Annotated in this window: 26 protein-coding genes and 1 tRNA gene; 11 read left to right on the forward strand and 16 right to left on the reverse strand. The window is 63.0% G+C overall.

The window, feature by feature from the left end; translation table 11 throughout:
* Together WG900_RS05780 and WG900_RS05785 are read left to right on the forward strand one after the other, a co-directional pair.
* Positions 1-417 carry a DUF2924 domain-containing protein gene (locus tag WG900_RS05780; protein WP_339965484.1) on the forward strand — a complete coding sequence of 139 codons (417 nt, stop codon included), beginning with the start codon at positions 1-3 and terminating at the stop codon, positions 415-417.
* Complete coding sequence (locus WG900_RS05785) at positions 414-2,099, forward strand: recombinase family protein (protein ID WP_339965485.1); 1,686 nt, start codon at positions 414-416, stop codon at positions 2,097-2,099. Before WG900_RS05780 ends, WG900_RS05785 begins: the two co-directional genes overlap by 4 nt.
* Before the next feature lie 448 nt (positions 2,100-2,547).
* Here the strand turns inward: WG900_RS05785 and WG900_RS05790 are convergent.
* A tRNA-Ser gene (locus WG900_RS05790) sits at positions 2,548-2,637 on the reverse strand.
* Positions 2,638-2,801: 164 nt separating this feature from the next.
* On the opposite strand from WG900_RS05790, the gene hspQ reads away from it, so the two are divergent.
* Positions 2,802-3,182 (forward strand): heat shock protein HspQ, encoded by a 381-nt coding sequence (gene hspQ / locus WG900_RS05795; protein WP_339965981.1) that lies wholly within the window; start codon positions 2,802-2,804, stop codon positions 3,180-3,182.
* Positions 3,183-3,198: 16 nt separating this feature from the next.
* Here hspQ and WG900_RS05800 read toward each other — a convergent pair whose 3' ends face one another.
* Positions 3,199-4,068 (reverse strand): ABC transporter permease, encoded by an 870-nt coding sequence (locus tag WG900_RS05800; protein WP_339965486.1) that lies wholly within the window; start codon positions 4,066-4,068, stop codon positions 3,199-3,201.
* Between the two features lie 82 nt (positions 4,069-4,150).
* Between WG900_RS05800 and WG900_RS05805 the strand changes: the two genes are divergently transcribed.
* The 4 genes from WG900_RS05805 (at position 4,151) to WG900_RS05820 (ending at position 6,589) form a co-directional block, all read left to right on the forward strand.
* Entirely contained in the window at positions 4,151-4,816 is a 666-nt protein-coding gene (locus WG900_RS05805; RefSeq protein WP_339965488.1) for a GcrA family cell cycle regulator, read from the forward strand.
* 103 nt (positions 4,817-4,919) lie between these two features.
* Positions 4,920-5,249 carry a pilus assembly protein TadG-related protein gene (locus tag WG900_RS05810; protein WP_339965490.1) on the forward strand — a complete coding sequence of 110 codons (330 nt, stop codon included), beginning with the start codon at positions 4,920-4,922 and terminating at the stop codon, positions 5,247-5,249.
* Between the two features lie 49 nt (positions 5,250-5,298).
* Positions 5,299-6,105: a hypothetical protein gene (locus WG900_RS05815; protein ID WP_339965492.1), complete on the forward strand. Its 807-nt coding sequence runs from the start codon at positions 5,299-5,301 to the stop codon at positions 6,103-6,105.
* Positions 6,106-6,382: 277 nt separating this feature from the next.
* Positions 6,383-6,589, forward strand: a complete 207-nt coding sequence (locus WG900_RS05820) for a hypothetical protein (protein WP_339965494.1) — start codon at positions 6,383-6,385, stop codon at positions 6,587-6,589.
* Between the two features lie 99 nt (positions 6,590-6,688).
* Here the strand turns inward: WG900_RS05820 and pnp are convergent, their stop codons facing one another.
* The 5 genes from pnp to WG900_RS05845 all read right to left on the reverse strand — a co-directional run bounded on the left by pnp (position 6,689) and on the right by WG900_RS05845 (position 11,691).
* A complete protein-coding gene (gene pnp, locus WG900_RS05825) occupies positions 6,689-8,989 on the reverse strand; it encodes a polyribonucleotide nucleotidyltransferase (RefSeq protein WP_339965496.1) in 2,301 nt (766 codons plus the stop codon).
* A gap of 258 nt (positions 8,990-9,247) precedes the next feature.
* Positions 9,248-9,517: a 30S ribosomal protein S15 gene (rpsO, locus tag WG900_RS05830; RefSeq protein ID WP_339965498.1), complete on the reverse strand. Its 270-nt coding sequence runs from the start codon at positions 9,515-9,517 to the stop codon at positions 9,248-9,250.
* A gap of 5 nt (positions 9,518-9,522) precedes the next feature.
* On the reverse strand, positions 9,523-10,422 hold the full coding sequence (truB, locus tag WG900_RS05835; RefSeq protein WP_339965500.1) for a tRNA pseudouridine(55) synthase TruB: 900 nt from the start codon (positions 10,420-10,422) through the stop codon (positions 9,523-9,525).
* A 1-nt stretch (position 10,423) separates the two neighbouring features.
* Complete coding sequence (locus tag WG900_RS05840) at positions 10,424-11,116, reverse strand: site-2 protease family protein (protein WP_339965502.1); 693 nt, start codon at positions 11,114-11,116, stop codon at positions 10,424-10,426.
* Entirely contained in the window at positions 11,113-11,691 is a 579-nt protein-coding gene (locus tag WG900_RS05845) for a thymidine kinase (protein ID WP_339965504.1), read from the reverse strand. The genes WG900_RS05840 and WG900_RS05845 overlap by 4 nt, the downstream gene beginning before the upstream one ends.
* A 188-nt stretch (positions 11,692-11,879) precedes the next feature.
* On the opposite strand from WG900_RS05845, the gene WG900_RS05850 reads away from it, so the two are divergent.
* Complete coding sequence (locus tag WG900_RS05850) at positions 11,880-12,440, forward strand: YceI family protein (RefSeq protein WP_339965506.1); 561 nt, start codon at positions 11,880-11,882, stop codon at positions 12,438-12,440.
* Here WG900_RS05850 and WG900_RS05855 read toward each other — a convergent pair.
* From WG900_RS05855 to rimP, 7 genes are all read right to left on the reverse strand, one after another.
* Complete coding sequence (locus tag WG900_RS05855; RefSeq protein ID WP_339965508.1) at positions 12,437-13,165, reverse strand: alpha/beta fold hydrolase; 729 nt, start codon at positions 13,163-13,165, stop codon at positions 12,437-12,439. The two genes, WG900_RS05850 and WG900_RS05855, sit on opposite strands and share 4 nt — an antisense overlap.
* Positions 13,158-13,553, reverse strand: a complete 396-nt coding sequence (gene rbfA / locus WG900_RS05860; RefSeq protein WP_339965509.1) for a 30S ribosome-binding factor RbfA — start codon at positions 13,551-13,553, stop codon at positions 13,158-13,160. Before rbfA ends, WG900_RS05855 begins: the two co-directional genes overlap by 8 nt.
* The gene (locus WG900_RS05865) at positions 13,553-14,092 is read right to left on the reverse strand and encodes a DUF1697 domain-containing protein (RefSeq protein ID WP_339965510.1); all 540 of its coding nucleotides are present in this window, start codon (positions 14,090-14,092) and stop codon (positions 13,553-13,555) included. Before WG900_RS05865 ends, rbfA begins: the two co-directional genes overlap by 1 nt.
* A gap of 86 nt (positions 14,093-14,178) precedes the next feature.
* The gene (gene infB / locus WG900_RS05870) at positions 14,179-16,737 is read right to left on the reverse strand and encodes a translation initiation factor IF-2 (RefSeq protein ID WP_339965511.1); all 2,559 of its coding nucleotides are present in this window, start codon (positions 16,735-16,737) and stop codon (positions 14,179-14,181) included.
* A 22-nt stretch (positions 16,738-16,759) separates the two neighbouring features.
* Positions 16,760-17,509 carry a DUF448 domain-containing protein gene (locus WG900_RS05875; RefSeq protein ID WP_339965512.1) on the reverse strand — a complete coding sequence of 250 codons (750 nt, stop codon included), beginning with the start codon at positions 17,507-17,509 and terminating at the stop codon, positions 16,760-16,762.
* Positions 17,490-19,118, reverse strand: coding sequence for a transcription termination factor NusA (gene nusA / locus WG900_RS05880; protein ID WP_339965514.1), 1,629 nt, complete (start codon positions 19,116-19,118; stop codon positions 17,490-17,492). The genes WG900_RS05875 and nusA overlap by 20 nt, the downstream gene beginning before the upstream one ends.
* Positions 19,119-19,121: 3 nt before the next feature.
* The gene (gene rimP / locus WG900_RS05885) at positions 19,122-19,682 is read right to left on the reverse strand and encodes a ribosome maturation protein RimP (RefSeq protein WP_339965515.1); all 561 of its coding nucleotides are present in this window, start codon (positions 19,680-19,682) and stop codon (positions 19,122-19,124) included.
* Positions 19,683-19,945: 263 nt separating this feature from the next.
* Between rimP and WG900_RS05890 the strand changes: the two genes are divergently transcribed.
* A complete protein-coding gene (locus WG900_RS05890; protein ID WP_339965516.1) occupies positions 19,946-21,052 on the forward strand; it encodes a polysaccharide deacetylase family protein in 1,107 nt (368 codons plus the stop codon).
* Positions 21,053-21,104: 52 nt separating this feature from the next.
* Here WG900_RS05890 and WG900_RS05895 read toward each other — a convergent pair whose 3' ends face one another.
* Both WG900_RS05895 and pspF read right to left on the reverse strand, forming a co-directional pair.
* Entirely contained in the window at positions 21,105-21,416 is a 312-nt protein-coding gene (locus WG900_RS05895) for a hypothetical protein (RefSeq protein WP_339965518.1), read from the reverse strand.
* 93 nt (positions 21,417-21,509) lie between these two features.
* The gene (pspF, locus tag WG900_RS05900) at positions 21,510-22,556 is read right to left on the reverse strand and encodes a phage shock protein operon transcriptional activator (protein WP_339965519.1); all 1,047 of its coding nucleotides are present in this window, start codon (positions 22,554-22,556) and stop codon (positions 21,510-21,512) included.
* A 164-nt stretch (positions 22,557-22,720) separates the two neighbouring features.
* Between pspF and WG900_RS05905 the strand changes: the two genes are divergently transcribed.
* The gene (locus WG900_RS05905; protein ID WP_339965520.1) at positions 22,721-22,891 is read left to right on the forward strand and encodes a hypothetical protein; all 171 of its coding nucleotides are present in this window, start codon (positions 22,721-22,723) and stop codon (positions 22,889-22,891) included.
* Positions 22,892-22,986: 95 nt separating this feature from the next.
* Positions 22,987-23,790: a phage shock protein PspA gene (gene pspA / locus WG900_RS05910; protein WP_339965982.1), complete on the forward strand. Its 804-nt coding sequence runs from the start codon at positions 22,987-22,989 to the stop codon at positions 23,788-23,790.
* The last annotated feature ends 1 nt before the right edge of the window (position 23,791 follow it).

Consider the following 23,791-nt stretch of genomic DNA (forward strand, 5'->3'; position numbering starts at 1 on the left):
ATGGCCTCGCTCGATGCACAGCTATGCGAGATCGCCGAGATGTCGCGCAGCGATCTCCAGCGTCGGTGGGCGAAGCTCACCGGGCGCCCCGTCCCCCGCCTCAGCGTCGGCATGTTGCGTCTGGCGCTGGGCTACGAGATTCAGGCGAAGGCGATGGGGCGCCTGTCGCGGCCCGACAGCGAGCAGCTGGACGCGTCAGATCAGGCGCGTCCGCGTGCCATGTCGCTGACCCCCGGCATGCGTCTGGTGCGCGAATGGCATGGCGCTGTCCATGTCGTCACCGTCGCCGACGATGGCACGGTCATGTGGAATGACAGGAACTGGAAGAGCCTCAGCGAGGTTGCCCGTACCATCACCGGCACGCGCTGGTCGGGTCCTGCCTTCTTCGGCCTAAAGCAGAGAAAGGCAGCAGCATGAAGAAGGTCCGCTGCGCGATCTACACACGCAAATCGAGTGAGGAAGGTCTCGAACAGGACTTCAACTCGCTCCATGCCCAGCGTGAGGCTTGCGCCGCCTATGTACTCAGCCAGGCAAGTGAAGGCTGGTCGGCGATGCAGGGCGAGTACGATGATGGCGGACTGTCTGGAGGCACGCTGGAGCGTCCGGCGCTTCAGCGGCTTCTCGCCGATATCGCTGCGGGCAGGATCGACATTGTCGTTGTCTACAAGGTCGACCGGCTTACCCGCTCGCTGCTAGACTTCGCCCGGCTGGTCGAAGCCTTCGACAAGGCGGGGGTCAGCTTCGTCTCGGTAACCCAGTCCTTCAACACCACAACCAGCATGGGCCGGCTGACCCTCAACATGCTGCTCTCGTTTGCCCAGTTCGAACGCGAGGTCACCGCCGAGCGGATCCGCGACAAGATCGCTGCATCCAAGGCCCGCGGCATGTGGATGGGCGGTAATCCGCCGCTGGGGTATCGGCCCGATGGCAGAACGCTGGCTATTGTCGACGAGCATGCTGACCTCGTCCGGCAGATCTTCATGCGCTACCTGGATCTGGGCAATGTCCGGCTGGTTGCGAGCGACCTGGTCGAGCGCGGCATCGCTGCACCGCAGCGCGCGGCCTTGACCGGAAGAACAACCGGCGGCGGTCCGTTTTCGCGGGGTCAGATCTACAAACTGCTCTCCAACCCGATTTATGTCGGCGAGATCCATCATCGCGGCCAGATCCATGCGGGCATGCATCAGGCGATTATCGACCGCGCGACATGGGATGGTGTCCAGCAATTGCTGGCAGACAATCTGCAAGGCGAACGAACAGGGGCCCGGGTGCAATCACCGAGTTTGCTGGCAGGGCGCATTGTCGATCCGGACGGCGAACCCCTGGTCGCGGTTCACGCATCGAAGAATGGTAAGGGCACGTCCGAAGGTGAGAAGGTCCGCTACCGATACTACGTGAGCCGGGCACTGCACCACGAGCCCGATGCAGCGCCAGCTGGCGGCATACGCATCCCCGCTCCGGAGCTTGAGGCTGCCGTGATCCAGGCTGTCGTCGAAGCGCTTGATGATCCGTTGACCCTGCTTACCAAGGCAGGACTACCGCTCGAAAGCGAGCGCCTGCGCCAGATGCTCAGGAAAGCAGAAGCACTGGCCTGCGCCGTCCGCGCGAGGCAGCGTGATGCGATCAGTTCGATCATTACAAAGGTCATCGTCGAACCTCAGGCCCTCGCCATCGAACTGTCACTCAGTGCGCTATGCGATTCCCTGGGCATCGAAAACCCAGCAGCTAATCCCGAACCAGTCCATCTTACGGTGCCGGTCCGCCTGACCAAAACCGGACGAGCCGTTCGATTGATCCAGCGCGATGGCCGAGCGGTTACAGCGGGCAGTCCCGATCCCGGGCTGGTCGAGCTGCTGCGCAAAGGCCGTGCCTGGTGGGTTCAGCTTCAGACCGGCACGATCGACATCGCCACCATCTCGCGTGAAGAACAGGTCAATGACTCCTGGGTATCAAGACTCGTCCGATTGAACTTCCTTGCGCCGGCTCTGGTCGAAGCGATCCTTGCCGGCACCCAGCCCGCCACCCTGACTGCCACATCCTTGCGCACGGCCGACCTGCCAATCGCCTGGAACGATCAGATGGCCATGTTCGGCATCTGAACAACTGATCACCAGAAACGGTAAACAAGCGGCGCTCCGGCGCCGCTACTCGTTCTCCGGCCTGATCCGCGGCATGTTCTCCGGGCACTCCGTACCGCCGAAATCGCCGAAGGAGAATTAACCCGCGAGAGCGACGATTCTTTGCGATTATCTGCTCTCCGCAGACCGGGCCATACCCCTGAAGGGCGCGGTTCTGCGCGCCCTGCCGAGAAGCAAAAATCATTCTATATCAATGACTTATTTGTGGCGGAGGGAAAGAGATTCGAACTGGCGAAATGGTGCGGCGTATCGCTTTGAAAACACGCTATGAATTCCTCAAGCAACTGAATCGCACCCATTGCGGTCAATGCTGACTGCAAAATCGCACGTCACGCCCGCCAGCCGTAACGCGGCCATGCCATGAGACCGCATCATCGCGATCTATAAGTGGTTGTTTTTAAAGGATTTTTGGCGGAGAGGGTGGGATTCGAACCCACGTTACGGTTACCCGTAAACCGCATTTCGAGTGCGGCGCATTCGACCACTCTGCCACCTCTCCGTGAGATCGCCTGCGGGCGGCGCGGGGGCCGTCCGGTCGAAGAACGGCGCGGTTAGCCGAAGCGGGCGCGCTTGCCAAGCCCCGCTGATAAGGAATTTCGGGGATCTTATTGGTCCGCTGCTTGTTTCGCAGGTGCACAAGAATATATTGGGCCCATGAACCGCATCGAACGCGCCCATTTCTACTCACCGCAGGCCGGCCGCCTGGTCGAGGCGCCGAGCCATTCGCGCGCGCGCTTTGCCATTGGCGACGTCGTGCGCCACCGCACCCATGACTTTCGCGGGGTGATCTTCGATATCGATCCGGTGTTCGCCAACAGCGATGAATGGTACGAATCGATTCCCAAGGAAGCGCGCCCCACGCGCGAGCAGCCGTATTACCACCTGCTCGCCGAAAACGGGGAATCGAGCTACATTGCCTATGTCAGCCAGCAAAACCTCACCGGCGACGGTGAAGCCGGGCCGGTCGATCATCCATCGGTTGATGAACTGTTCCAGGACTTTGCCGAAGGCCGTTACCGCCTGCGGGCCAGCCTCACCCACTGAGCGGGCAGGTTGCCGGTCAGCTTTTCAGCTTCCAGCCGCGCTTGAGCAGGAGGAAGCACACGGTGCCGACCACGAGGTTGAGCACACCCAGCCCGATCGCGCCGTGAAGAACCGCCTCGTTTGTGCTTCCGATATCGCTCTGGCCAAGGAAGCCGAAGCGGAAACCGGAAATGACGTAGAAGATCGGGTTGAGCCGGCTGATCGTCTGGAACGCTGGGGCCAAGTTGTCGATGACGTAGAACGTGCCCGAAAGCATGGTCAGCGGCATGATGACGAAGTTGGTGATCGCGGCGTTGTGATCGAACTTCTCGGCCCACATCGATGACAGGAGGCCGACGAAAGCGAGAAGCATCGAGCCCATCAGCCCGAACCACACGATAGCCCAGAGGTGCGGCGCGCCGAGGTGGACGCCAGGATAGAGCCACATTGCGCCCGCCAGCGCCAGCCCGACCAATACGGCGCGGGTGACGGCAGCGCCGATCAGTCCGAGCATCAATTCGATCTCGGACAGCGGCGGCATCAGGTAATCGACGATGGTCCCTTGCATCTTGCCGGAGAGGAAGTTGAAGCTCGAATTGGCGAAGGCATTGTTCATCATGCCCATGACGATCAAGCCCGGCGCAACGAAAGTGGCGAAGGATACGCCAAGCACTTCACGGCCTTCCCGGCCCAGCGCGACGGTGAATATGACCAGTTGCAGCAGGGTCGTGATTGCCGGAGCCCAGATAGTCTGGGTCTGGACCTTGATAAATCGGCGCACTTCCTTGATATAGAGAGTCCACAGCCCCAATTTGTTGACGCGGTGGATCACGGGTTCGCCCTGGGCCGGAAACTGCCTGGGCGCTGCCTTTGATCCGGCGACAAGAGATGTGGGTTGATCGGCCATCCCCGGGCGACTATCGGCTGGCTGCAACGAAGGCAAGACATGTGCGCGACTGCGCGCGTGAAAGCCGTGAACAGGAATTGCGATGAGCTGGACCGACGAACGTATCGAACGACTAACCAAGATGTGGGAAGGCGGCTCAACGGCCAGCCAGATCGCCGACGAACTCGGCGGCGTCTCGCGCAACGCAGTCATCGGCAAGGCGCATCGCCTCGGGCTGAAGGCGCGCCCTTCGCCGGTCAAGGCCAACGACAAGGACGAGGCTGCACCCAAGGCAGCGCCTGCGCCCAAGGTGGCCAAGCCGGCGGAGCCCAAGGCCGCAAAGATTCCGTCGGAGCCGGCCCCGCGCCTTGCCCCGCCGCCGCGTGCACCGGTTGCTACGCCAGCCGTGAACGCCGCGCCCAGCACGCCGCAGCCGCGCATCGTCTCGGTCGGCCCGGGCGGATTCCTCCGTCAGGGCCCCGGCGATCAGCAGGCGCCGATCCCGCCCGCCCCGCCGCGCCGCTTGGTTCCGGCCAAGCCCAGCGCCGAAATTCATGGCAAGACCACGCTGCTCGATCTCAACGATCGCATCTGCCGCTGGCCGATGGGTCACCCGGGCGAGCCTGACTTCCACTTCTGCGGTGAAAAGGTGAACCCCGGTTTTCCTTACTGCGTAGACCATTGCGGCCGTGCCTATCAGGCGCAGCTGCCGCGCGGCCATCGCCGCCCGCCCCCGCCGCTGCCCTTCGGTGGTCCGCGCGTCCGCTAAGGTGCGCCTGCCCTCACCTCGGGCAACTACGTCATGTGCTGACACCCGCCGCGTGAGCGTGTAGGGGTAGTCGTTGCGCGGTCGGTAACCGTCCTGCGCAACCATGAACCAAAGTCCCGCCTTTATGCGACTTGTCCGCCTCCTGCTCTGGCTTGCCGGGGCGCGGGGCGGCAATGTCCTGTCGATCGTCGCGCTCGACCTGCCCGCGCTACTGCTGCTGATAGGCGGCGGCATCGACATGAGCCGTTCCTACACGGCCCGCACTAGCCTGCAGAACGCCTGCGACGCGGGCGTTCTCGCCGGGCGCCGGGCGATGAGCAAGTCGGGCGTGTTCAGCACGGCGGAGACGGCCAAGGCGCAATCGATGTGCAATTTCAAATTCACCGGCGGGCAGGTGCAAGGCAGGGAACACCAGTTTTACGCCGGCGGCTAATACGGCCGGTGAGGTCACCGGATCGGCCAGCACGCAGATTCCCGCCACGATGATGCGGCTGTTTGGCTGGTCGCAATATGCCATCAGCGTCACTTGCGGAGCCGAGTTGCAGCTGGCCAGCGCCGACGTGATGTTCCTCCTCGACACCACCGGTTCGATGGCCTCCCTCCCGGACGGGAGCGACTGCACATCAGGATCGAGCTCGAAGATCCAGGGCCTGCGCGAGGCGGTGAAAGACCTCTACAAGACCGTTGCAGCGGCAGTGATCGACAAGAACACAACGCGCATCAGTTTTGGCTTCGTGCCCTGTTCAATGACCGTGAACGCCAGCGAGTTGCTAACCACGGGTGCCATGCCGACGAGCTACATCGCCGACAGCCATTCCTACCAGACCAAGCTCGCTTATTTCGGGACGCCCGAATACACCGGGACCAACAGCGCCCCGGCCAATTCGGTCGAGACCTATGCCTATGCCATCTCGCAAAATGACTGCTACGACTATGGCGACAACGATTACCCGTCCTACGGCAACAATCCTGCGACCAGCGGCACCTCACCGGCCGATACCACGAAAACCACCTATTCCTACAATTCCTGGACCAGGACTTCTGGAAGCAGCTGGTGGGCAACCGGAACCTGCAAGCGCAACAAGTCCGTCGTCACCACGACCTGGGCCACTGGCAGCAGCTATCGCTTTTCCTATTACGTCTACCGCAAGGGCACGGTGCCGACTGCCAACTACAAGGGCTTCGGCTCGGTCAGCTATGTCTCCTCGATCTCGTCCTGGGCCACGGTGCCGACTCGGGGACCTATGACATGGTCATGCTTGCCGCAATGGCTGGCACTTCGGGGCTGACCCGCTCGTCCGACACGTGGGACGGCTGTCTGGAAGAGCGCGAAACGGTCAACGATGCCACGATGGACCCGGTGCCAGCCGGCGCGACCGACCTTGACATTACCAGTGCGCCATCGTCCGACGCAACGCGCTGGAAGCCTTCTTGGGGGGCGATGGAGTTCTATCGCAACAATTTCTACACCTCGGTCAATTCGACGACCAACCTCAGCAAAACGACCGAATACTGCCCCTCGTCAATGGCGAAGTCATCATCGAACTCGCCAACGTGGCCAAGGCCATGCTTGACCGCACCCGCGACATCGAAGACCGAATGGCGCGATCCGAGCGCGAAACCCGCCAGCTGCAACGCCGGCTCGAGGAGGCCCGCCGCTCGGCCGAAGTCGCCCTGTTCCGCGCCAAGCGCGCTGGCAAGAACCGGGTGGAGCAGGCTGGCAGCCGCTCAGCCAGCGATGCGAAGCCGGTACGGATCGCGAGCACTGCCTGAGGCCTGACTGCCTCGAGGGCACAAAAGAAAAGGGGCCGCCGCAGCAGCCCCTTCCCTTTTATCGTTTGGTCGTCCCGGCTTTCGCCGGGACTACGCCGATCAGTCGTCGTTCTTGAGGAACGCCGGCATGTGATCGGGGTTGCCGCCTTCTTCGCGGCGCGGACCACGATCGCCACCTTCACGGCGGGGACCACGATCACCACCACCTTCACGGCGGGGGCCACGACCACGATCGCCACCGGGGCGACGGTCGCCACCGCGATCACCGCGCGGTTCGCGCGGTTCGCGGGGCGGACGGGTGTCTTCCAGCTCAGCGCCTGTTTCCTGATCAACGACGCGCATCGACAGGCGAACCTTGCCGCGCGGATCGATTTCGAGGACCTTGACCTTCACGGCCTGACCTTCCGAAACGACATCGGTCGGCTTCTCAACGCGCTCGTTTCGCATTTCCGAAACGTGGACGAGGCCGTCCTTGCCACCCATGAAGTTCACGAAGGCGCCGAAATCGACAATGTTGACGACCTTGCCGTCGTAGACCTTGCCCACTTCTGCTTCCTCAACGATGCCGAGGATCCAGTTCTTGGCAGCTTCGATCTGGCTGAGGTCGGACGAGCTGATCTTGATCAGGCCTTCATCGTCAATGTCCACCTTCGCGCCGGTTTCGGCGACGATTTCGCGGATGACCTTGCCGCCTGTGCCGATGACTTCACGGATCTTCGACTTGTCGATCTGCAGGGTCTCGATACGCGGAGCGTGAGCCGACAGTTCGGTGCGAGCTGAACCCAGAGCCTTCTGCATTTCACCCAGGATGTGAGCGCGGCCGCCCTTGGCCTGGTTCAGTGCCGCTTCGAAGATCTCGCGGGTGATGCCGGCGACCTTGATGTCCATCTGCATCGTGGTGATGCCTTCGGACGTGCCGGCCACCTTGAAGTCCATGTCGCCAAGGTGATCTTCATCACCCAGAATGTCGGACAGCACGGTGAAGTCATCGCCTTCGAGGATCAGGCCCATCGCGATACCGGAAACCGGACGCTTGATCGGCACGCCGGCGTCCATCATCGAAAGTGCGCCGCCGCAAACGGTGGCCATCGACGAGGAACCGTTCGACTCGGTAATGTCCGAGACGACGCGGATCGTGTAGGGGAACTCTTCCTTGCTGGGCAGAACAGCCTGCAGCGCGCGCCATGCGAGCTTGCCGTGGCCAGTGTCACGACGCGAAGGAGCACCAAAACGACCAACTTCGCCAACCGAATAGGGCGGGAAGTTATAGTGCAACATGAAGTTCGAATAGGAGAGACCCTCCAGCCCGTCGATCATCTGCTCGCTGTCCTTGGTGCCCAGCGTGGTCGTGCAGATCGCCTGCGTTTCACCGCGGGTGAACAGCGCCGAACCGTGGGTGCGCGGCAGGAAGCCGACCATGGCTTCGATCGGGCGAACCTGATCGACCTTGCGGCCATCGATGCGGGTGCCGTCCTTGAGGATGGCGCCGCGAACGATGTCGGCTTCGACCTTCTTGACCGACTTCATGGCGACCATCTGGGTCTGACCGTCTTCGCCGGCGAAGGCTTCCTTGGCCTTGGCACGGGCAAGGTTGAGGGCGTTCGAACGCTCGGACTTGTCGGTCAGCTTGTAAGCTGCCGCGATGTCCTTGCCGATCAGGTCCTTGAGCTTGGCCTTGATCGCGGTGTTGTCGCTGACAGCGACGTCCCACGGGTCCTTGGCAGCCTTTTCAGCCAGATCGATGATCAGGTCGCAGACCTTCTTGCACTCGTCATGAGCGAAGAGGACGGCGCCGAGCATGACCTGCTCGTCAAGTTCGCGCGCCTGCGATTCGACCATCATCACGGCATTGCCGGTAGCGGCAACGACGAGGTCGAGATCGCCGGCAGCGGCAACGTCCTGGCGCGGGTTGAGGGTGTATTCACCGTCGACATAGCCAACACGGGCAGCACCGATCGGACCCATGAAGGGCAGACCCGAAATGGTCAGCGCAGCCGAAGCAGCAATCATTGCAAGCACGTCGGGCTCGACTTCGCCATCATAGCTCAGAACGTGGCAGATGACGTTGATTTCGTTGTAGAAACCTTCGGGGAACAGCGGGCGGACCGGACGGTCGATCAGGCGGGAAACCAGCGTTTCCTTTTCCGTCGCGCCGCGTTCACGCTTGAAGAAGCCGCCCGGGATACGCCCGGCGGCGAAGAACTTTTCCTGGTAGTGGACGGTCAGGGGGAAGAAATCCTGGCCTTCCTTGACGCTCTTGGCGGCCGTTACGGCGCAGAGCACGACAGTTTCGCCATAAGTGGCGAGGACCGCGCCGTCAGCCTGACGGGCAATGCGGCCGGTTTCCAGGGTGAGGGTCTTTCCGCCCCACTCCATCGATACGGTTTTGACGTCGAACATTTTATTTCCTTCAGCCCACAGGCCCTATTGCTCTGCGGGTTTTTGCTGCCGGGGGTTCCGTCCCGGTCCGGTGCGGGGCCTTTTGCGCCCCTGGGTGGCCGGCTTCACCGAATTGCGAAGCCTGGCTTTTTTTCGTCGTCCCGGACTTGATCCGGGACCGGTGGTGGCTGCCTCCGTAGCTGGAGGCCAGCGATCCCGGGCCTAGCCCGGGATGTCGCAAAACGTAAACGGCCCGCCGAAGCGGGCCGAACGGTTGCCTTACTTACGAAGACCGAGCTTCGCGATAAGGGCGTTGTAACGATCAACGTCCGTCTTCTTGAGGTAGGCCAGCAGCGTGCGGCGCTTGTTGACCATGGTCAGCAGGCCCCGGCGCGAGTGGTTGTCCTTGTGGTGGTCCTTGAAGTGACCTTGCAGCGTGTTGATGCGGCTGGTCAGGATCGCGACCTGAACTTCGGGCGAGCCGGTATCGTTGGCTGCGCGCGCGTTGTCCTTGATGATTTCCTGCTTCTTTTCGGCAGATACCGACATAGTACTTACTCCGCGACATCGGAAAGATTGAAACCCCGGGTAACGCGGGCGTCACCGCCCGACAGCTCCACCAGTGCGACGGGAACAGTCCCGCATCGCGCCCAGTATAGCCCGTCATCGTGGGGCAGTCCGGTTAGAACCCGGCCCTGTCGGACCATGCTTGCCTGTTCCGGACTGAGGTTGAGAGCCGGGATGTCGACCAGCCCTGCCTCCAGCGGCAAGAGTACGTTCTCAAGTGGCGCGCCCTTACCCACTTCGTTCAATTTGTCCAGCGAAATCGCCTGATTTTCGGCGAACGGCCCTGCACGCAAGCGGCGCAGCATGGTGACGTGGCCGGCGGCGCCGAGAGCACGGGCAATGTCGCGGGCGAGGCTACGAATGTACGTTCCCTTGGAGACGTGGGCAACCAGCGTGGCCGCATCATCGGCAAAGGTTTCCAGCCGCAGAGAATAGACCGTCACAGCGCGGCTTTTGAGCGCGACCTCCTCCCCTGCCCGCGCCCGGTCATAGGCACGCTGGCCATCGACCATCAGCGCCGAATAGGCGGGCGGCACCTGCTCGATCGGCCCGGTAAAGCGCGGCAGCACTGCCTCGATCTCAGCCAGCGACGGACGCACCGGGCTCTCCGCAATGACCTTGCCTTCAAGATCGAGCGTATCAGTCTCGCTGCCGAACTGGACGGTGAAGGCATATTCCTTGCTGGCATCGAGCATCCGGCCGCACAGCTTGGTAGCCTCGCCCAGCGCGATGGGCAACACGCCCGTTGCCAACGGATCGAGCGTACCGCCGTGGCCCACCTTGACCTTGCGATAGCCCGCCTCGCGCAGGTTGCGCTTGACCGCGCCGACCGCCTGGGTCGAACCAAGCTCCAACGGCTTGTCGAGGATGATCCAGCCGTTCGTCACGTCATTCGCCGGCTATGGCTTTCACCACCCAGCCATAGCCCTCCATCATCGCGCCATAGGGCTTGTCTACAATCGCGCCGACCGGATCGAAGCTTGGAAAGATGTAGGGCAGCACGACGATCACGATCAGCACCAGCGCGAAGCCGAAGTTGCGCAGGCGGGCATATTGCGCCGCTAGCCCGCGCGGCAGCAGGCCTTCGACGATGTGCGAACCGTCGAACGGCGGCACCGGGATTAGGTTGAACAGGCCGACGAACACATTGATCATCAGCACGTAGCTGAGCATCATGACGAAGAACTTCACCACCCCGCCCGGCTCTTCAACCGAGCCATAAGCGGCCACCAGCAGACCCAGGAGCACCGCGCCGACCAGCGCCTGCAGGAAGTTCGACGCCGGTCCCGCCGCCGCTGAGAGCATCATGCCGAGCCGCGGGTTGCGCATCCTCTCGGGAACAACCGGTACCGGCTTGGCCCAACCGAACACCGGCAGCCCCATCAGCGCCAGTGCGCCGGGCAGCACGATGGTGCCGACCGGATCGACATGGCGGATAGGGTTGAGGCTCAGCCGTCCGCGCTCCTGCGCCGTGGGATCGCCCAGCCACTTGGCGGCAAGGCCGTGCGCGACTTCGTGGAAGACGATGGCGAAGATCATCGGCACAATCAGCGCCGCCATCCGCAGGACTGTCTCGCTCATCGACCCAGTGCCTCGCTAAAGTGCTTGCGGCACAAGGCCACGTAACGGTCATTCCCGCCGATTTCGTTCTGCGCGCCGGCCTTCACCGCCGCGCCGCTTTCATCAACGCGCAGGTTCATGGTCGACTTACGGCCACAATGGCACACCGCTTTGAGCTCAATCAGGGCATCAGCAAGTCCAAGCAGCGCGCCGGATCCGGGGAACAACTCGCCCTGAAAATCGGTGCGCAAGCCATAGCAGAGAACGGGAATGCCGCCCTCGTCCGCAATCCGCGCCAGTTGCCAGACCTGCCCGACGGAAAGGAACTGCGCCTCATCCACCAGCACACAGGCCAGCGGCTCCACCCGGTGCGCGGCCATGACGCGGTCCCACAGGTCGGTATCGGGCCTGAAACGGTGCGCGTCGGCATTCAGGCCGATGCGGCTTTCGATGGCTTTGTCCCCGCCCCGGTCATCCAGCGCGGCGGTCCACAGCATCGTCTGCATGCCCCGCTCGTTATAATTGAAGTTCGCCTGCAGCAGGTTGGTCGATTTGCCGGCGTTCATGCTGGCATAATAGAAATAGAGCTTGGCCATGGTCCCTCACAGATAGGTACTGACGCGGCAAAGGCGAGTCCGTTTGCGCCCGCATCTGTGGATGCGCGCATGGTGTAATGGTTACCGTGCCCTAAGGTGCCCCCCTTAACCGAATCGTAAGGATGTTTGGCGACCTTGCGGTAATGACTCGAGCCGTCCCTCTGCGGGCGCATGACGGGACCGTAACAATGCGAATTCTCCTTGCCGCCATACCCCTGCTCTCGATTGCCGCGTCAACGCCAGCCTATCGCTACCAGATCGACAGCCGCACCAGCCAGATCGACGCCAAGGTCACGATCCTAGGCTTTGCCAAGAAATCAGCGCAGTTCCCCAAGATGACCGGCGGCATCGTGCTGTCCCCCAGCCAGCTTGGCAGCCTGCGGCTTGAAGTCGCGGTCGATGCGCGGGCACTGGCAACGCGCGACCCCAAGGTGGGCACCCAGCTTAGAGGGCCTGACTTTCTTGATGTGGCGCGCCATCCGATGGTCAGCTTTACAGGCCAGCATATGACCATGACCGGGCCGAACACGGCGCAGATTTCCGGCCAGCTCACCGCGCGCGGCACCACGCGGCCAACGGTGATGAATGTGACGTTCGCCGTGCCCCCGTCGCAGGCCACAGGCCGCGATCCGGTGCAGATCACTGCGCAGACGACGATTGATCGCCGTCAGTTTGGCATGAACAGCTATGGCGGCGTGGTGGGCAAGGACGTGACGATCACGATCAAGGCCCGGATGCTGCCGAACTAAACGCCCGACACTTCCGACAGCAGGATTTCCGCCAGTGCGTGGGGCCGGGTATTCATCGCCTGATGCCCGGCATCGATGCGCGGGGTAGAGCGGGCACGAAAGCGCTCGGCAAAGCGCTCTTGCCATTCCAGCGGCAGGATCGCGTCCTGCAGGCACAGTACATAGCTTGCCGGCAGGTCCGCGAGGTGATCGTAGGGCCAGTCAGCGTGGCTATAGCAGCAGGCCGGCCACTGGTCGGGGCCCAGCTTGTCGAGGAAAGCTTCCTGCTGCGCTGGAGCCATATCGTTGCAGAACATCGCCCGGTAACGATCGCGCACCGAAAGTGCGGCGTCGTTGAACGGATGGCTGCCGCCGTGGATCTTCGTGCCGGTCATCTCGATCGTCGTCAGCCCCGGATCGGGCGCGACACAGGAGACGAACACCGCGCGCGAGAACAGGTCAGGCCGAGCGAGGATCATCGCAGGCATGTGCGTTCCCGCCTGCGAGTGGCCGACAAGGACGACATCGGCAAAGCCGGCGGCTTCGATGTCTCCGGTCAGTTCCGCCGTGATGGCATCGAAAGCATAGGATGCGCGGTCAGCATCGCGCTTGGCACCGCAGCCGGGGCCATCGAGAGCGAGGGTGCGGTGAGCGCCCTCGCCCGCTTGTGCTGCCAAGGCGGCTATCGTTTCGTCCCAGATCCAGCCGCCCTGCCCGCCGCCGTGGAGAAAAACGAAATCACTCATCGCCAAGGTCGCGCAGCACCTTCGGATCGTTCAGAAGCGCTTCGATGCGGCTGGCCTCGTCAAAAGTCTCGTCGGCCATGAACTTGATCTTCGCGGCATATTTCAGCTTGAGCTTACCCGCGACAACCTTCTGAAAAAACGCCGTGTTGGTCCGCAGCGCCTTGAGCACAATGTCTTCGTCTGAACCAAGCAACGGCTTAACATAGACGTGCGCATGGCGCAGGTCGGGCGACATGCGCACTTCTGTGACCGAGATCGTGTGCGCCGACAGCACTTCATCGTGGACCTCCTGCCGCATCAGCAGCTCGGAAATCACGTGGCGCACCTGTTCACCCACCTTGAGCAGGCGGACCGAGCGGTTTTCGGGAGAGGCTTTCGCGGCGGCCATTATGCGTCCATTTTCTCGAGAATGCGGCGCAGCGAGCGGATATTGCGCGCGGTGCCGGGGCATCCCAGGCGTCGTTCGAGGAAGGGGCCGGTCAGTTTGCTGTTACCCGCCCCGTCAACAAAATCGATATAAAGCGCGCGGTCGCCCAAGGCGAGCCTTTCCGGCCCGCGCCCGGCATAGGCGGCCAGCATGTCGGCGAATTGCGCCTCGCTCGGCTGTTGGCCGAGGAACTGGGTGTGGACCATGTTCTCCGCGCCATCGGCGGCAAAAGGATTGCCGGTGATCGCCGCCTCCAGCTCGTCCCGGCTGCGCACCGCGACGAAGCTTTTGATGTCGAAGCGTTCGGCCATCATGTAGGAAAACAGGTCTTCAAGGCCATCGGTCGGTCGCTCGTCGTAATCGAACAGCACGTTGCCGCTGGCGACGACGGTTTCGATATTCTCGAAGTCCTCACGTTCCAGCGCATAGCGCAGGTCCGCCATTTTCAGGCGGTTGCCTCCGACATTGATCGAACCGAACAGGGCGCAGTAACGGGGCATCAGGCAGTCTCGATCCTTGGCAGAAACGACAAGCCCGGAAACGCCGCTAGGGCGCATCCGGGCCAGTTGTCAGTCAGTCGAACCAATTAGCCGACCGTCCGTTCGCGTTCCTCGACCTCGAAGGTTTCGAGGATATCGCCTGCCTTGATGTCGTTGGTATCCTGCAGCACCACGCCGCATTCCAGACCGGCGCGGACTTCGGCCACGTCGTCCTTGAAGCGCCGCAGCGAGGCCACCGTCGTCTTGGTGATGATGACGTCGTCGCGGGTGATGCGGGCGAAGATACCCTTCTTGATGTAACCGTCGGTGACGAGCAGGCCAGCGGCCTTGTCCTTCTTGCCGGCGGGGAAGATCTCCTTGATCTCGGCGCGGCCGACCACGGTTTCGATCCGCTCCGGACCCCATATGCCGGCCATTTCCTTGGCGACGTCCTCGGTCAGGTGATAGATCACATCGAAGTACTTCATCCGCGTCTTGTTGCGCGCAATCATCTCGCGCGCCTTGGCGTTCGGACGGACGTTGAAGCCGATGATCGGCGCGTTGGCGGCCGAAGCCAGCGTCACGTCGCTTTCGGTAATCGCGCCGACGCCGGAGCTCAGCACCTTCACCTTGATCTCTTCGTTCGACAGGCGGTTGAGCGCCTGCACGATCGCCTCGGTCGAACCCTGAACGTCGCTCTTCACCACGACCGGATAGTCGATGACATTGGCCTTGGCGGCGAGCGCCGAGAACATGTTTTCGAGGTTCGTCGGAGCAGAGGTAGTGCGCTTTGCCGTTGCCTGTTCGGCGCGGAAAGCGGCGACTTCGCGAGCACGGGCCTCATTGTCCACCACGGTGAGCGTATCGCCTGCCATCGGCACGCCGCTAAGGCCAAGCACCTCGACCGGAAGCGCCGGCGGTGCCGACTTGATCTGGCGGCCCTTGTCATCATGCAGCGCGCGGACGCGGCCCGAATGGACACCGACGACGAAGATGTCGCCAACCTTGAGCGTGCCGCGCGTGATGAGGACGGTGGCCAGCGGCCCCTTGCCCTTGTCGAGTTTGGCTTCGACCACGGTCGCTTCGGCGGCGCGGTCCGGATTGGCGCGCAGTTCGAGCAGTTCGGCCTGAAGCAGGATCTTCTCGATCAGCTCATCCAGCCCGGCGCCGGTCTTGGCCGAAACTTCCACGTCCTGCACGTCACCCGACATCGCCTCGACGACAATTTCATGCTCGAGCAGGCGTTCGCGGATCTTCTGCGGCTTGTATTCGGGCTTGTCGCTCTTGGTGATCGCCACGATCATCGGCACGCCGGCCGCCTTGGTGTGGTTGATCGCCTCGATCGTCTGCGGCATCAGCCCGTCATCGCCCGCGACCACCAGGATCACGATATCGGTAACGTTGGCACCGCGCATACGCATTTCGGTGAAGGCCTCGTGGCCCGGCGTATCAAGGAAGGTGACGAGATCGCCGCCCTTGGCCCTGATCTGATAAGCGCCGATGTGCTGCGTGATGCCGCCAGCTTCACCCTTGACCACGTCGGTGCCGCGCAGTGCATCAAGCAGCGAGGTCTTGCCATGATCGACGTGGCCCATGATCGTGACGACCGGCGGGCGCACCTTCAGCGTGGCTTCGTCATCGACGTCGACGGTGTGGTCGATATCGACGTCGCTTTCAGAGACGCGGGTGATGTTGTGGCCGAATTCCTCGACCAACAGTTCGGCAGTGTCCTGGTCGATCGTCTGGTTGACGGTGACCATCACGCCCATCTTGAACAGTGACTTGACCAGATCCGCGCCCTTTTCGGCCATGCGGTTGGCGAGTTCCTGGACGGTGATCGCTTCCGGCACGACGACATCGCGGACCTGCTTTTCGCGGTGCTGCGACTGGCCGGCGAAGTGGGCGCGCTTTTCCTTTTCACGCGCACGCTTGAGCGCGGCAAGGCTGCGTGCGCGGGCGCCTTCGTCCTCGTTCAGCGCGCGGCTGACAGTGAGCTTGCCGGACTGGCGGCGAATGTCGGCACCGCTCTTGTCGCGCGGATGGGCAATCTTCTTGGCCGGTTCGGGGCGCTTGGGCGGCGAGGCGACGGGCGTGAAACGGCGCGGCGCAGGTGCGGCAGCAGCGGTAGCAGCAGCGGCGGGCGCCGGCTCTTCACTGGCGGCAGCGGGCTCGGCAGCAGCAACCGGAGCAGCGGGCGCCGCTTCGGGATCAGGCGCGGCAACGGGCGCAGGCGCTTCAGGGGCGGCGGTTTCCACCTTGGTCTTGTCCTCGGCGCGGCGGCGTTCTTCTTCCTGCGCGCGCAGGCGGTCTTCGGCTTCGCGCTTGGTCTGCGCTTCGAGCACGTTCATGCGCGCTTCTTCGGCCTCGCGCTGCATGCGGGCGACGCGCTCCTGCGGCGTCTCGTTCGAGACGGGCGGGCGCGGTGCCGGCTTGGGCGCGGGGGCCTGCTGAACGGGCGCGGGTACGGCGACGGGCTCAGGCGCGGCGACGGGAGCCGGCGCAGCCACTTCACCCGGCTTGCCAAGCACCTTGCGGCGCTTCACCTCGACCACGACCTTGTTGGTGCGGCCGTGACTGAAGGTCTGCTTGACCTCGCCAGCCTGCACCGCGGTCTTCAGACCCAGCGGCTTGCGGCCCAGCGTCGGTTTGTTATCGCTATCGCTCATCGGTCAAAACTATCCTTCAAAATCAATCAGTCGTCACGGCGGACGAAGCATTCGCCCCCGCGCTCAATTCGTCTGCCGCAGGATCGCTGCGGCCAAGAAAACGGAGCAGGCGCTCAAGCAGGGCGGTCAATCGCTGTGCCGCGGCTGCGTCGTCGAGCGCCAGGTGGACGACATTGTCGCGGCCCAATGCCACAGACAGAGCCGTCCGGTCCAGTGGCAAGCGCGTTCCCGCCATGCCCGAACCCTCGGTTTCCATACCCACGCGCCACGCCTGGTCCAGCTTGCGCGAGCCATCTTCGCTGGCATCGGCTGCATGGCCAATGAAGGCGATGCGGCCGGCGCGGGCCTTTTCGGCGATCCGGTCCGAGCCGAGCAAGAGCTTGCCGGCGCGCAGCTCGAGGCCCAGACGGTCAGTAAAGGCGCGGAAAAGCGCCGCTTCGATCCGTTCGGGCAAGTCTTCCGGAATGGTCAGCGCAGCGCCCTTGAACGCGCGCGCCAATGCACCTTTCATCTGGCCCTTGGCGATCGCCTTTTCAAGCTCGGTGCGGGACACACCGAGCCACGCGCCGCGGCCGGGCGCCTTGGCGTGGACATCGGGAAGGACAAGGCCATCGGGCGATATGGCGAGACGCAGCAGGCCATCTCGCGAACCATGGTCCCCGGAAAGGATACACTTCCTCTCCGGATCAACCGAAGCTGATCCGCGAGTCCCGGGCCGCGCAGGCCTGTCAGAGGTGTCGGAACTTAGCGGTTCATTGTGAGGAATCCGCATCGGCGGCCTCCTCTGTGGCTGGCTCATCTTCGAACCAGTGCGCGCGCGCAGCCATGATGATTTCGTTGCCCTGCTCTTCGCTCAGGCCATATTCGCCAAGGACGCCGCCCTTGTCTTCCTCACGCTGCGGACGGCGCTGCGGCGGACCTGCATCGGCATTGCGGCGGCGCTGCTCGGTGCGCTTCTTGGAAATAAGCTCGTCAGTGGCAAGATCGGCCAGATCGTCGAGCGTCTTGATGCCGGCCTTGCCGAGCACGACAAGCATCGCTTCGGTGAGGTGCGGGATTTCGGCCAGCGCATCTTCGACACCAAGGGCGCGGCGCTTTTCGCGGTTCGCTTCCTCGCGTCGGTCGAGCGCTTCCTGGGCGCGACTCTGCAGTTCTTCGCCGAGTTCTTCGTCGAAGCCTTCGATCGTCGCCAGTTCGGCAAGATCGATATAGGCGACTTCTTCCAGCTCGCTGAAGCCTTCCGCGACCAGCAGCTGCGACAGGGTTTCATCGACGTCGAGTTCCTCCTCGAACATCTTCGAACGTTCGGCAAATTCCTTCTGGCGCTTCTCGCTCGATTCCGCCTCGGTCATGATGTCGATCTGGCTGCCGGTGAGCTGGCTGGCGAGACGCACGTTCTGGCCGCGGCGACCGATGGCGAGCGACAGCTGGTCATCGGGAACGACGACTTCGATGCGGCTTTCTTCCTCGTCGATGACGACGCGGCTGACGGTGGCCGGCTGGAGCGCGTTGACGACGAAAGTCGCGGTGTCTTCGCTCCAGGGGATGATGTCGATCTTTTCGCCCTGCAGTTCCTGCACGACGGCCTGAACGCGGCTGCCCTTCATGCCGACGCAGGCGCCGACCGGGTCGATCGAGCTGTCGCGGCTGATCACACCGATCTTGGCGCGGCTGCCGGGATCGCGGGCAGCGGCCATGATGGTGATCACGCCGTCGTAGATTTCGGGCACTTCCTGCGCGAACAGCTTCTTCATGAATTCTGGGTGCGCGCGGCTGAGGAAGATCTGCGGGCCGCGGTTGTTGCGTTCCACCTTCGAGATGTAGGCGCGGACGCGTTCGCCGGTGCGGGCGACTTCGCGGGGAATCTGCTGATCGCGGCGGATCACACCCTCGGCGCGGCCGAGGTTGACGATGACGTGGCCGAATTCGACCGACTTGACGGTGCCGACGACGATTTCCCCGGCGCGGTCCTTGAATTCTTCATACTGGCGCTCACGCTCGGCATCGCGGACCTTCTGGAAGATCACCTGCTTGGCGGACTGCGCGTCGATGCGGCCGAGATCAACCGGCGGCAGCGGATCAACGATGAAGTCACCCAGCTTCGCATTCGCGTCGAGCTTCTGTGCGGCCTTCAGGTCGACCTGCTTGAAATAGTCTTCGACTTCCTCGACCACTTCGACGACGCGCCACAGGCGCAGGTCGCCGGTGCGCGGATCGAGCTTGGCGCGAATGTCATTCTCGGCACCATAGCGGTTTCGCGCGGACTTCTGGATCGCTTCTTCCATCGCCTCTATGACGATCGACTTGTCGATCATCTTTTCGGTCGCAACGGAATTCGCAATTGCGATCAGTTCGGCGCGGTTCGCGGAAATCGCACTCATGGCTCAGTCTTCCTGTTCTTCGAGAATCTCGTCGGCGCCCGATGTGTCGATCGGGCGCGTGGCGGCAATCAGCCGGTCGGTCAAGACCAGCTTCGCGGAATGAACGTCGGAATACGGGAAGGAGACTTCCCCCGACTTGCGATCGTTGAGAACAACAGTTTCGCCGTCGAAGCTCGTGATATCGCCCTGAACCGTCTTGCGATTGGTATCGACCGGATTGAGCAGCGTTACCCGCGCTTCATGACCGGTCCAGGCGGTGAAATCCTTCACGCGGGTGAGCGGACGGTCGATCCCCGGCGAGCTGACTTCAAGGCGATAGGCATCCGTCAGCAGCACGTCACCGGCTTCTTCCAGATCGTCGATCTTGTCGGAAATGCGGTGCGACAGCGCGGCGCACTGTTCAATCACCAGCTGCCCGGTCGCCGGATCTTCGGCCATGACCTGCAGGGTAAAGTCCTCGTCGCCGATCTCGCCGCCCTTGAAATACTTCACGCGCACGAGATCGAGCCCCAGGGCTGCAACCTCAGGCTCGATAAGTTCAACAAGGCGCGCGATATCCGCCATCAGGTACTCCATTGGGCCAAACAGTCATGCCCGGGCCCGGCGTGCAAAGCGTTTCGTGCCGGCCCCATTCGGCGCCAGCCCCTTCGTTGCTTCACAATGTCGGGATGGCGGCCGATTACGCGCCTTGCCGGCAAAATGCAATTGGAAAAGATTGCGCTGTCCGGAATGGCGCTGAAAGCGGGGCCACAGCGTTAACCAATGGCTCGCGTCTTGGCGCTATAGTGCGCAAAGTCCGCCCCCTGCGGCGACGAATACGGATGACCATGCGCCGATCGATTATCAGGACCGGGCTTTGGGCCTGCCGGCTGGGCGGGCTTTTCGCCGTGGCGCGGCGGGTGACCCGCCGGCGTCTGCGCGTGCTGTGTTATCATGGCTTTGCGCTGAACGACGAGGCGGCATTCCGCCCTTCGCTGTTCATCTCGGCTGACACTTTCGCCCGGCGGATGCGCTACATCGCACGCAAGGGCTTCCCTGTCGTTTCCCTGGATCACGCCACCAGCCTGCTGGAGCAGGACGCCGTCGATCATGCGCCGGTGGTCATCACCATCGACGACGGGTTCCATTCCACCCACGCCATCGCCGGGCCGGAACTGAAAACGCACGGCTTTCCCTCCACCCTTTACCTGACCAGCTATTACTTCGAAAAAGGCGGGCCGATCCTTCAGATTGCCCTTGCCTATATCTGCTGGAAAAGCCCCTTGGCCGAAGTGAACCTCGAGGGCCTGGGACTGGACGCAGCCGGCGACTGGGGATCACTAACACTCGACGGCGAAACGCGCGGCGAACTGGCCAACCGCCTGTTCGTAGCGGCCTGCGCCGCCTTTGACAGCGATGGCCGGACGGCCTTTGCCCGCCGTCTCGCGGCAAAGATGGAAGTCGATTACGATGCCATCGTGAGCAGCCGCAAGCTGAGCCTGCTGTCACGCGACGAACTGCGCGACCTGGCGGCATCGGGCATGGCCATCGAACTCCACACGCACCGCCATGTGCTGCCCGAAGACATGAATGCGGCGCTCAGCGAAATCGCTGACAACCGCGCGGTGATCGAAAAGGTGACAGGCCGCCCGGCGCGGCACTTCTGCTATCCCAGCGGCGTGTGGTCAGCCTCGCGCTTTCCCGCCTTGCGGATGTCAGGCGTGACGACGGCAACGACTTGCGAGGCAGGTCTGGCCCGGCACGGCGCGAATCTGCTGGCCCTGCCCCGCGTGCTTGACGATTCGCGGGTCAGCCAGATCGAATTCGAAGCCGAGTTGTCGGGAATTTCCGACCTCTACCGCGATCTCGTCGGTGCCGGAAAGCGCAAGGCCGCCGCGCTCAGCGCCTATGGCAACTGGGTGGCGGAAACGGCGCTTCCCGTGTTGGCGGCCTGACGGCTGCCGTCTTACGGGGCGCGGCCAAAGCCGCGCTCCCCGCGCGGCCAGGTTATTCCGAAGCCTTTTTCGTCGCGTCAGTAACCGAAGCCCAGTTCTGGTCGTTGGTTTCCTTGACCTCGCCCAGATCGATCCCGGCATATTCCTTGGCAGCGCCCGAAACGGCACCGATGGCCTTGTCGGTCAGCGATTTCTTCGCGCCTGACGAAGACGATCCCGAAACGGCAACTTCCGACGTCCCAGCTGACCATGGATTGGCCGGCTTGGCGTCTTCCTTGTTGCCACCGAAGAAAATGAACCCGGCAGCGCCGACGGCTACTACCAGAACCTTGTGACGAACTACCCACTGCGCAACGCGATACATGCCCAAGTCTCCCCCTGCAGGAAGACCCCCGTCTTCCGTCTGCGGAGCGAACTAAGTACAAACACGAGGTTACAAGGTTGTTAACTCGAAACCTTATCCAGCCGGCTTATCCATCAGGCCGTGCTTTTTCATGCAGTGTCGCAGCTGGTCATAAGTCAGACCAAGCGCTTTGGCCGTCTGCCGCTGGTTATAGCGATTCTTGCCAAGATGATGTTCGATAATCGCGCGTTCGTGGGCGTCGACGGCAGTGCGCAGGTCCGAAACGTGGTCATGTGTGGTCTGCATCGGCAATGGAGTTGCGGCAGGACGCGACGCGGTGCCTGATTCGCCGCCCTTTGCAACGCGGTGCGGTGCAGCCTCTGGCTTCCACGGGCTGTCGAACGGATCGTAAACCACGTGCGCCACGGGCCGGGTCCAGTCATCCCAGCGATAGACCGCGCGTTCGACCACGTTGCGCAGTTCGCGTACGTTGCCCGGCCAGGAATATTCGTTGAGCCCCTGCCAGGCGCGCTCGTCGAATCCCGGCCATGCCTCCCAGCCAAGCTCGGTCGCCATGCGCCGGCCAAAGTATTCGGTGAGCACCGGCACGTCGCCTTCGCGGGCACGCAACGGCGGCAAGGTGATGACCTCAAAGCTAAGGCGGTCGAGAAGGTCGGCGCGGAACAGGCCCTCGTCGGCGAGGCGCGGCAAGTCCTCGTTGGTCGCAGCAACAATACGCACGTCGACCTGAATCGAACGAGAGGAGCCAATGCGCGTCACCTCGCCATATTCGATCGCGCGCAGCAGGCGTTCCTGCGCGCCCATGGACAGCGTGGCGAGTTCATCGAGGAACAGCGTGCCCTTGTCTGCTTCCTCAAACCGGCCGGCGCGGGCGCGGGTGGCGCCAGTGAAGGCGCCCTGTTCGTGGCCGAACAGTTCGGCCTCGATCAGCGTTTCGGGCAGGGCGGCGCAGTTGAGCGTGACCATCGGTTCGGCCCAGCGGCGCGACAGCTGGTGAAGGCGGTCGGCGATCAGTTCCTTGCCCGTCCCCCGCTCCCCGATAACCAGAACCGGACGGCTGAGCGCAGCGGCGCGGCTGGCGCGTTCGACCGCGTCAAGAAAGGCCCCGGACTGGCCGACGAACTGCACCCCGCGCTCCATGCCCAATTGTTAGCAGAATTTCCCAAGTAGCTGCAACAGTTACGACATGCTGTTCGTCGATTTGCGCGAAAATTGGCGGATTTCCGGGCGCGATGCAATTTGGCACGCACCTTGCCAATAGGTGAACAAGCCCAATCGAGGGCATCGTTCGAAAGGTTCAGACAATGTTCCAGCGTCAGCCAGAGCCCGGCCAGAAAAGCCCCTCCAGCCTCGACCGCGCCGTCGTCTATTCGATCGCCGCCATGGTGGCGATGAACGTGATCGTGTTCGCCCAGCAGCTTGAAACAGTCCCCCAGCTTGCCGCGAGCACTTTTGCCGGACTGGGTCTCGCATGACCGAGTTCGACCCCCTCGGGCCGGAATCCCCGGTGCCCCCCGCTGACGGCAAGCAGTCCCGCCGTCACGCCGGGTTTCCGGCCCACTCTTCCGAAATGCGTTCGCGCGGTTCCGAAGGGCGTTCCACCCGCTTTGACGCAGAGGTAGAACGCCTGCGCACTTCGCCAACCCCGACTCAGTCCTCACCCCAATCCTTCGCCATCGGAGCTTCCTTCATGGGCATTTTCAGCCGCACCCGCGACATCATCGCCGCCAACTTTTCCGACCTGCTCGACAAGGCGGACGATCCGGAAAAGATGATCCGTATGATCATCTTCGAGATGGAGGAAACGCTCGTCGAAGTTCGCGCTTCTGCCGCGCGCACCATTGCCGACCAGAAGGAAATGCACCGCCACACCGTCAAGTTGGACAAGCTCCAGGCTGACTGGGGCGAGAAGGCCCAGCTGGCCCTGAGCAAGGACCGCGAAGATCTCGCCCGCGCTGCCCTCGTCGAAAAGAAGAAGGCCGGCGACATGGCCGAGCAGCTCAAGGAAGAGATCAAGGTCCTCGACGACGCCCTGCGCGCCTACGAGGCCGATATCGACAAGCTGCAGACCCGCCTGCGCGAAGCCCGCAGCAAGCAGGGCGCCATCGTCGCCCGCCTCGAAAGCGCCGAGAACCGCGTCAAGCTGCGCACACTGCTCGCCAGCGAGCGCGTAGACGAGGCGATGGCCCGCTTTGACCAGCTCGAGCGCCGGGTCGACTATGCCGAGGGCCGCGCCGATGCGCTCAGCCTCGCCGATGGTCGCGGCAAGCCGACCCTGGCCGATGAAATCAATGCCCTCGCCGGGCAGGACAAGGTCGACGAAGAGCTGGAGGCCATGAAGGCCGCGCTCGACGCCGCCAAGAAGGAGGGTTGAT

Origin of the sequence: Novosphingobium aquae (genome assembly GCF_037572715.1) — a bacterium.
GTDB lineage: Bacteria > Pseudomonadota > Alphaproteobacteria > Sphingomonadales > Sphingomonadaceae > Novosphingobium > Novosphingobium aquae.